This is a genomic window from Streptomyces litchfieldiae, assembly GCF_031845365.1.
In the GTDB taxonomy this organism is placed as follows: domain Bacteria; phylum Actinomycetota; class Actinomycetes; order Streptomycetales; family Streptomycetaceae; genus Streptomyces; species Streptomyces litchfieldiae.
This window is the reverse complement of record NZ_JAVREL010000045.1, coordinates 1-9117: the sequence shown is the minus strand read 5'-3', so window position 1 is coordinate 9117 and position 9117 is coordinate 1. Positions and strand designations below refer to the sequence as shown.

General features: G+C 69.0%; 7 protein-coding genes and 3 pseudogenes. 6 read left to right on the top strand and 4 right to left on the bottom strand.

Annotation, left to right across the window (positions count from 1 at the left end; all coding sequences use genetic code 11):
* Nucleotides 1–906 (bottom strand): hypothetical protein (locus tag RM590_RS35215; protein ID WP_311708891.1); only part of this gene is annotated, 906 nt, incomplete at its 3' end.
* A gap of 62 nt (nucleotides 907–968) precedes the next feature.
* Nucleotides 969–1595, bottom strand: a complete 627-nt coding sequence (locus tag RM590_RS35210; protein ID WP_311708890.1) for a hypothetical protein — start codon at nucleotides 1593–1595, stop codon at nucleotides 969–971.
* A gap of 211 nt (nucleotides 1596–1806) precedes the next feature.
* On the opposite strand from RM590_RS35210, the gene RM590_RS35205 reads away from it, so the two are divergent.
* Together RM590_RS35205 and RM590_RS35200 are read left to right on the top strand one after the other, a co-directional pair.
* Entirely contained in the window at nucleotides 1807–6306 is a 4500-nt protein-coding gene (locus RM590_RS35205; protein WP_311708889.1) for an RHS repeat-associated core domain-containing protein, read from the top strand.
* Nucleotides 6303–6638, top strand: a complete 336-nt coding sequence (locus RM590_RS35200; protein ID WP_311708888.1) for a hypothetical protein — start codon at nucleotides 6303–6305, stop codon at nucleotides 6636–6638. Before RM590_RS35205 ends, RM590_RS35200 begins: the two co-directional genes overlap by 4 nt.
* Nucleotides 6639–6836: 198 nt before the next feature.
* Here the strand turns inward: RM590_RS35200 and RM590_RS35195 are convergent, their stop codons facing one another.
* Together RM590_RS35195 and RM590_RS35190 are read right to left on the bottom strand one after the other, a co-directional pair.
* Complete coding sequence (locus RM590_RS35195; RefSeq protein WP_311708894.1) at nucleotides 6837–7307, bottom strand: hypothetical protein; 471 nt, start codon at nucleotides 7305–7307, stop codon at nucleotides 6837–6839.
* Nucleotides 7308–7380: 73 nt separating this feature from the next.
* A pseudogene (locus RM590_RS35190) lies at nucleotides 7381–7692 on the bottom strand (transposase family protein); the annotation flags it as partial.
* Nucleotides 7693–7830: 138 nt separating this feature from the next.
* Between RM590_RS35190 and RM590_RS35185 the strand changes: the two are divergent.
* The 4 genes and pseudogenes from RM590_RS35185 to RM590_RS35170 all read left to right on the top strand — a co-directional run.
* Nucleotides 7831–8055, top strand: a pseudogene (locus tag RM590_RS35185) (hypothetical protein); the annotation flags it as partial.
* A gap of 58 nt (nucleotides 8056–8113) precedes the next feature.
* A complete protein-coding gene (locus RM590_RS35180) occupies nucleotides 8114–8374 on the top strand; it encodes a hypothetical protein (RefSeq protein WP_311708893.1) in 261 nt (86 codons plus the stop codon).
* 11 nt (nucleotides 8375–8385) lie between these two features.
* Nucleotides 8386–8646, top strand: a complete 261-nt coding sequence (locus RM590_RS35175) for a hypothetical protein (protein ID WP_311708892.1) — start codon at nucleotides 8386–8388, stop codon at nucleotides 8644–8646.
* Between the two features lie 68 nt (nucleotides 8647–8714).
* Nucleotides 8715–9117: pseudogene (locus RM590_RS35170) on the top strand (hypothetical protein); the annotation flags it as partial.

The window sequence follows — 9117 nt, the reverse complement described above, 5'->3', positions numbered from 1 at the left end:
CCCGTCCGGCAGCACTCCGCCGGCGCCGTCCGAGCCTTCCCAGGTGATCTCCCAGGTGAGCGAGGCGGTCAGCGGATACGCCCCGGCATCCTGGGTGGCCCGCAGAAAGGTCACCCCGCACGGCGGCTCCTGCTCCGCCATCCCCTCCCGGTAGGGCTCTCCGAGGTCTGTGCACTCTCCCGTGGCGGGGTGGGTCACGGCGTCCGGGGTTCCCGGATCGACGGTCAGTGCCACGGGAGTGGCGGTGGCGGTGGCCCACAGCCCGTAGGCGTCGAGGGAGGCGGTGACGGAGACGGGCCCGAACTCGGCCTCGTCGAGCCAGATCCAGGTGGCGAGATTGACTTTCTGCGTCCCGGACGGGTTCCATTCGATCTCGGTCTGGGGTACGCGTACGCGTTCGTAGGCGAGTTCGGCGAGCATCTCGGCGTCGAGCACTCCGGGTTCGTCGGGGGGCGGCTGGCCGAAGTCGACCCAGAAGGTGCGGAATTCGCACTCCCATTGGGCATTCACGTCCGGGTGGTCCTGATTCCGGACAACCGTCCAGAACATGCCCTCGCCCTGCTTGTCGATGTTGTAGTTCGGATAATCGCCGTTCTCGCCGTAGGTCTCCTCCAAGGACTCCCGGAGAGCGTCCTTGTCCTCCTGAAGGTGCCCGGCGCCGTAGAACTCGCTGGATAACTCGTCCCAGTAGGCCCGGTACTGCTCAGGGGCGTAGGTCGGCGCGTAATAGCAGGCGGGCGGGGACCAAGAGGTATCGCTGCTGGCGAGCCCTCCACCGTCATCCGTGCCGTTGCCGCTGATCGTGACGGGCGAGTTGAACACGCCCGTCTCCAGGATGTCCCCCTCCCTGCCGGCGTTTGTCTCCTGCTCGCCCTCCCCGCCGTTCTTCACATCGGCGCGTGCCACCGATGCCAGCGATAAGCACGCGGCGATGACCACGACTCCGAAAACTCGGCCCCCCATCCGAGTCACTGGCACTCCGGCGCCCCCTCCGTGAAGCCGTAGTCGACGGTCTGCCAGACTCCATCGGCGTTCTGCTCCAGCCGCCCGCTGTACAGGTCAGGAAGCGCCTGCCCGTCCGCCTCTTCGACGATCTCTCCCGAGGCGAAATCGATCGTGTACACCTCGGTGTAATCCCGGCAGAAACTGAAGGTGGCCGCTCCCTCCTGATCCTCCAGAACAGTTACGTCGAACCGGTAATAGCGTGAGGTGCCCCCGGACGAGAGCCCGCCCTCGTAGATGTCGTCCAGCATGCGGATGGTCCGGTCCAGGGCCGCTCCCGCGATGTAGTAGCGAAGGGCCGGGCGGTTCGACTGGAAGCTGACGATCGCCTCGTCCTGGGCATCCTGGAATCCCTGGAGGTCACGGATGATCGCATCGACCGTCGCGTCATCCGTGGTGGTGTCCTCGTAAACGTTCCGGTAGTCATCCCCGAAGTCCACCGTCGGCCGCCCCTCGGCTTCCTCGGTGGGTGTCTCCGCTGGCTCCTCGGTGGGCTCTTCCGTGGTCTCTTCGCCTGTCTCGACTCCCTGGATCTCGTCCGTCTCGTCGTCGTCTCCTCCGCCGCAGGAGGTGAGCAGCAGGGCGGTGGCCATGGAGGCCGAGGTGGCGAGGAGGGGGATTCCGGTCCGGCGCTTCACAGTGACTCCGTTTCGACAGAGGGTGATGGCTGACTCGGCATCAGCCTAAGCCTCCTCCCCCGCGCACCGCCGTCGGATACCCATTGCGACCGCTTGCGCCCTGCCGGTAACTTCCCCTGCGGGGGTGGTTGTTGTGGCACGTGCGTCCGACTGGAGTCCGGTGGACATGGACTCCGATCCGACTCCGGGCAACCCGGAGGAGATCCGTGAACTGGCCGAGGACCTCCAGGAGTTCGCCGATGACGTGGGAGAAGCCCTCGGCAAGATCCGGGGCATGGCCTCCGACCGCGCCGTCGCCGACTGGTCCGGATTGTCGGCGGACGCGTTCCGTGCGGAGTTCGACGGGGTTCCGGAGAACCTGACCAAGCTCCGGACGTCGTATGACATGGCGGCGGACGCGCTGGCGCGTTACTGGCCCAGGCTGGAGAACGCGCAGGGCATGGCCGACCGTGCTCTGGAGAGCGCGATCGCCGCCCAGGACGACCTGCGCGCAGCCCAGTCGGAGTTGGGCGACGCGCAGGACTGGGTCTCGCGGGCCGGGGAGGAAGCCGAACGCCTCCAGGACGAAGGCGAAAGCACTGCCGCCGAGCCGCCGGATGAGCAGGCCGTCCGTGACGCGGTGCGCGACCACCAGGCCGCCGAGGACGCCGCCGGAGCCGCCCAGTCCCGCGTGGACGCGGCCGAGCAGCGGCTTGCCGCCGCGCGGGAGCTGGCAGGCCAGGCGCGGGAGCTGCGCGAGGAGGCCGCCCGGGAGTGCGCGAGGGACATCGACGCCGCCTCCGACGCCGGGATCCAGAACCGCAGTTGGTGGGAGGACGCCGTCAACTGGGTCACGGAGAACTGGGACACCTTCGTCGACATCTGCAAACTCGTCGTCGCGGTCCTCGGCATCGTCGTGATGATCATCGGCGGCCCCCTCGCCTGGGTCGTCCTCGCCGCCGCCCTCGTCGTCCTCGCCGACACCCTCGTCAAATACGCCCAAGGCAGAGCATCACTGTTCGACGTCGCCTTCGCCGCACTGGACTGTATTCCGGGGATGAAGGGCCTCACCACCCTCGGCGGCCTCGCTGCCGGCCTGCGCGGCCTGGCGACCACCGGACTGCGCGGCATATCCGCCGGCGTACAAGGGGTGGGGCAGGGTCTGCGCCACATGGGACGCGAGTTCCGGCGGCTGCTCTGCAGGAACGACCCCATCGACATGGCCACCGGCGACGTGGTCATGTCCGTCACGGACCTGGCGCTCTCCGGCAGGCTGGACCTCGCGTTCCGCCGCTACCACCGCTCCGGTACAGCCAACGGTCGCTGGCTCGGCCGCGCGTGGTTCTCCACCCTCGACCAGCGGCTGGTGCTGGACGCGGGCGGCGTCCGGTTCTTCGCGGAAGACGGCATGGTGCTGCACTACCCGGTGCCGCTCCGCGAGGCGGACACGCCAGTGATGCCGGTCGAGGGGCCCCGCTGGGGGCTGAGTTGGAACGGCAACGCCCACGGTACGCTCGCGATCCATCAGGACGACGGCAACCGCACCCTCCACTTCGCGCCGGTCGACAACAACGCCGGTAGGCTGCCGCTGGTCGCCGTCACCGACCCCAACGGCAACCGGATCGACGTCCACCACGACGCCGACGGGATCCCCACCGAGATCAGGCACAGCGGCGGCTACCGCCTGGGGCTGACCGTGCGGGACCAGCGACTGCGCGACCTGGTGCTGTTGAGCGATCCGCAGCAGCCGGTGCTGCGCCGCTACGAGTACGACGCCAGGGGCGAGCTCAGCGGGGTGCGGGACTCCTCGGGCACCGTCTTCTCGCTGCGCTACGACGGCCGGCGCCGGATCACAGGCTGGCGGGACCGTAACGGCAACTCGTTCGCCTACCAGTACGACGACGCCGGCCGGTGCGTCGCGACTGGGATGCCAGACGGCACCTTGGCCAGCACTATCGCCTACGCGCCCGAAACCGGTTCCACCACTTACACCAACTCCCTCGGCCAGACCACCACGTTCCAGTTCGACGACGCGTACCGGCTGGTCAGCGAAACCGACCCGCTAGGTCACGTTACCCACTACAGCTACGACCGCCACGACAACCTGCTGCGGGTCACCGATCCTTTGGGCCGGACCACCGAGCACACCTACGATGCGTGGGGCCAACTGGTGTGGACCCGCCGACCGGACGGCGGCGAGGTGAGCATCGAGTACGCGGCGCCGGGCCTGGAAGCACGAGTGGTGGAGGCTGACGGCTCGGTCCGGCTCCAGACCTTCGACGCCGCCGGCAACCGCACCTCATACACCGACCCCGCAGGGGCCACCGTACGGTACGGGTACGACGAGCGGGGGATGCTGGAGTCGATCACCGACCCGTCGGGCGCCACCACACGGATCGAGTGCGACGCGGCGGGACTGCCGGTCCGTTCCATCGACTCGCTGGGCCAGACTTTCACAGAGCGCCGGGATGCCTTCGGTCGGCCGGTGCTGGTCGAGGAGCCGGACGGCGCAGTCACTCGGCTGCGATGGGACGGCGAGGGGCGGTTGGCCGAGGTCGTGGACCCGACCGGGCAGATCCGTGCCTGGGAATACGACGGCCAGGGCAACTGTGTGGCCTACACCGACGAGAGCGGCGCGACGCAGCGCGCCGCCTACAACGCCTTCGGGCAGCGGATCAGCAGCCGGGCGCCGGACGGCACCGAGATCCGGTACGACCGGGACAGCGAGCTGCGACTGACGCGTGTCGTGGGTCCCGACGGTCAGGACTGGGAACGCACCTACGACGCGGCCGGCCGACTGGTTGCGGAACGCGACTTCGACGGCCGCGAGATCACCTACGTCTACGACGCCGCCGGGCAACTGATCTCCAGGACCAATGCGTTGGGCCAGTATGTGCGGTATCGGCGCGATCCGTTGGGGCGCATCGCCGTCAAGGACAGCGAGGGCACCCGCACGGAGTTCCGCTACGACCGGTTGGGCCGGTTGATGTCGGCGACCGCGCCTGGGTCCGACCTGCGGCTGGAGCGGGACGCGGTGGGACGGGTCGTCGCCGAGCACTACAACGACCGTACGCTGCGACAGACGTACGATGCTGCGGGGCGGCTGGTCTCCCGCACTACCCCCGCCGGCCACCACAGCGCGCTCACGTACGACGCCACCGGGCGGCGGTCTCGACTGGTCTCCGACGCGGTCACGACCGAGTTCGCGTACGACGCGGTGGGGCGTGAGGTCGGCCGCCGCCTCCACACCGGCCTCGAACTGCGGCAGGAATGGGCGTCCAACGGCCGGTTGACCGCTCAGACCCTGATGGCACCGGACGATCGCGTCAGCGAACGCCGTTACATCTACGGTGAGAACGGTCTGCTGCGGGAGCTGCGCGACGACGTGCTGGGGCGACTGACGCTGGACACCGACCCGTTGGGCCGGATCACCGCCGTGACCGGTGATGACTGGTCCGAGCGGTACACCTATGACCGCAGGGGCTACCAGACCAGCGCGACTTGGTCGGGCGCCGGGCGGCCGGGGTCGGCGGGCGAACGAACCTACGAGGGCAGCCGGTTGGTCCGTGCCGGCGCCACCACTTTCGGCTACGACCGGGCTGGCCGTACCGTCCGCCGCAGCCGGCGGCGAATCTCCCACCCACCGCGGGTCTGGCATTACACGTGGGACGCCGAGGACCAGCTCACGGAAGTGCGTACCCCGGACGGTGCCACCTGGGAGTACCGGTACGACCCGCTCGGCCGGCGGGTCGCCAAGTGGCGGCGCGACGAGCAGGGCGAGACGACCGAGCACACCACCTACGTGTGGGCGGGCGCCACGCTGGTGGAGCAGACGGAGTTCGACAGCACCGCGACCCGGCGCACCACCTCGTGGGACTACCTCGGTGATCGTCCCGTCGCGCAGACCGTCACCGCCCACGCGCCCGGCGACGTCGGGACCCTTGGCGACGTCGGGAACCGCTGGGACGACGAGCAGCGGGTGTACGACCGGGAGTTCTACAGCATTGTCACCGACCTGGTGGGAACTCCCACCCGACTCGTCGACACCAGCGGAGACATCGTCTGGCGGAACCACACATCGGTCTGGGGCGTTCCGGCCGACAGTCGGAGCGACACCGCGGATGACGGCGCGGTGGAATGCCCGCTCCGCTTCCCCGGGCAGGTGTTCGACGCCGAGAGCGGGCTGCATTACAACCGCTACCGCTACTACGACCCGGCTGTGGCCCGTTACTACACGCCGGACCCGCTCGGTCCGCAACCGCAGATCAACCACTACGGGTACGTGCCCAACCCGCTGCACTGGAAGGACCCGTTGGGCCTGGAGGGCGACGGCGACGGCTACCTCTACCGGGGCATCTGCCGCGATCACCCGAGATACGCTGAGGGTCTCCAGGGGCGTGCGGTGCCGCTCGGCGGCGACGCCGACGCCGCCTCTCACAACGGTGGCAACACCAACAGCAACCTCACCTCCTGGACTACCGACTTCGAGGGGGTCGCGCTGGATGCGGCCGATGAGATGGGACCGGGAGGATTCGTGCTCAGGATTCCCGAGGGCCACGTGCCCGCCGACCGCCTCGTGGAGTCCCCGGACATCTACGAAGAGAGCGAGTACCTCATCCGGGATGAGGTCACCGACGCGGAGATCAGCACCGACCGAGGCAGGTCGTGGTTCCAGTGTCCAGGGTGAGCCGGGCGGTCTCCCAGGCCGTGGCGCAGTATGCGGCGGCCCCGGAGCTGGCGGCCCTGCTGGGCGATGTCGTCGAGGTGCGGGGCGCCGGCCCGGAGACATCCGTCGCCTCGCTGCGCCACACCTACGGCCGCCGGGTGGCCCGGCTCCCTGCGGAATCGCCGCTGCGGCCGCAGGTCGCCGCGTTGCTGGAGACCCTTGACGAACTCGACGCCGCAACCGTACGGCTGGTCTCGGTCACCGGCGCGACCGGCGCCTCCACCCTGGTGCTTCTCGACCGGGAAGTCACCCGGGTGCTGTTCTGGTCCCCGATGTGGGTCAGCGCCGAATAGTCCCGCGCCGGACCGCCCCCGTCCCGGGCAAGGGGTGGAGCAGCCGTCGGACCAGGGGCACACGTGGTAGACCCTCGATGGGAGCGGAACGGCCTCGGCGAAAGCCAAGTAGTCGAGTGCGTGGTCACCGAGCACCGCGAACATTACGGCGTAGACGTGGAAGTGGTTTCGCCGCCGGTCCACGTCCCCAGGGCTTGATCAAGTTCCGTAGGTGTCAGGGTTGTTGGTGATGCCCAGGAGTGGGAGTGCTCGCTCGGGTTGGTCGCGGATGGCGCGGGTGGTTTTGGCGATGTTGTCGGCTCCGAGGGTTTTGAGTAGGCCGATGGCGAGGTTTCGGAGAGTGGCCATGGCGCGGGGTGCCGATCCGGTGTGGACTGTGGAGGCGTCCTCGGCGAAGGTGCGGTCTCTGATGTTGTGCTGGGCCTCCACTGTCCAGTGGCCGCGGATCGCGGCGGCCAGGCGGGCCGGGGTGGTCTGGTGGGCGTCGAGGCTGGTGACGGCGTAGGCCGTCTCGCGGCTTTCGCGTCGGCCGGTCTGTTTGCGGCGTCGGTGGACGCGGACGGCCAGGCGGGCGTGGGGGAAGGCGATGCCGCCGAGTTCCTCGGCGATGCCGCAGGTCTTGATCGAGCGGGACTCGCCCCGACCGGGTCCCGGTGGCCGCGGCGTCATGCCGGTCGGACAGGTAGGCGCCCACTGCCCGGTCCAGGGCATCACCGTCAATGGCCCCCAGCACGCGGCCGATCGTGGTCCGTGAGGGGCTGCGCCGCCACCTCAGCGGATGGCGGCGGATACCGATGGCCGCCAGCAGTGCGTCCGAGGCACGCTCTGCCCACTCGGCGAGCTCGTCGAGGCTTCTCCCTCCCGAAACGGCCGCGCACGCACACACGAGGAGGACGGCGGTCAGCGGGTACCACCGGCCCTGCCGGGAACGCGGGTCGGGCACCGCCTCCAGGTAAGGGCGCAGGTCAGCGACCCGGTCGGCGTCAAGTGGACCCAGCTTCACCAGCACGGCGGGGATGGGAGAAGATACAGCGGCAGGCACGGGCCACCTCATGATCATTGGGCTTCGACACCACAATGATCACGAAGCCCGTGCCTGCTCTGCTATGCACCCCAACCCGTCACTCCCCAACCAGCCACGCGATCCCGGAACTTGATCAAGCCCTGGTGCAAGTCCCGGAGAGTGCGATTCGGCATCGTCCTGGGCGTCGTCGTCACCCTGCTCGCCGCCTACATCCCCGCCCGCCGGGCCGGGAAGATCAGCCCCATGGCGGCGCTGCGCGACGCCGGCACGTCGGGCGACGTCCGGGCGGGCCGCATCCGGGCCACGATCGGCGCGGCGCTCACCCTCGCCGGACTGGGCGCCCTGGCGGCCACCGGATCCGCCGAGGACGCGGCGGGCGGCTCCGGTTTCCTGCAACGGAGTACTGAGCCTCGCCGTCGAGAGGGGACCGGGCACTCCGCGCGGCGGCGAGATGTTCGACGAGGTCATGAACCACTTCGGCCCCGAGAACATCACGGCCGTCCAGGCCAAGTGGGTGCCCGCGATGCCGAGCAACCTGGAGACGTTCAATTCCATGGTAGGCGTCGGCATGACGCCGGAGATGGCTGCGGCCAGCACGTTCACCGGGAGAATGGCTGCCAGGTATGGCTTCACAGAGGTGGGCCAGATCAGCACCGAGGGCCCTCTGGGGGCGTTCACCAATGTCGAAGAACTCTTCACCAGACCGAGCTGAGGAAGACAGCAGTGGACACCGCGATCGACGAAGTGCGGCGCCTGGCTTGCGAGGGCAAGACGTTCAGCGAAGTGATCGCAGCACTGCGCGAGCTGGATTCCTTCACCCTGACGGCCTTCAACCTCCTCCATGTGCTCCGGGAATCGCTGGGGGTGCCTCTGCATGACACCCTCGACATGCTGCGCTTCTACGATCAGGACTTCCGGCCCACGGCCCCGACCGAGGAGATTGATCAGGCAGGCGATCGCCACCTGGCCGGGCACTGGGCCTGACGACGGTCACCCGCCGGTTGCCACGGGGTGTGGTGTCCGTCGTCCTCGGGACGTCAGATGCTCAATGGGTGCCGTTCCAGGGCTTTTTCGATCTCCTCGGCCGGGAACGGCGTCCGTTTGCTCTCGTCGAGCAGCCGGCGGTGGAAGGTGTCGAGGATCGTGGCCGGGTGGTCCGGGTCGGGCCGGTGGGCCGGCAGGTGGTGGCGCCGCAGGTGGTTGACGACGTAGCAGGGGTCGTAGACGCGGTGCCGCGCGTGGAACGTGGCCTCGGCGGGGATAGGTCGAACGCGGAGCTGAGCGCGAGGCCGAAGTCGCTGATGATCGGCCTGGCGCTGGTCGCGGGTCTGTCGGTCGTCGGCTCCTCGATGGTGGCCTCCGCCACCGACGAGATCGACAGCTCGCTGGGCGCCGACTACATCATCCAGACCAGCAACTTCATGCCGATCCTGCCGGAGGCCGCCGAAGCGGCCC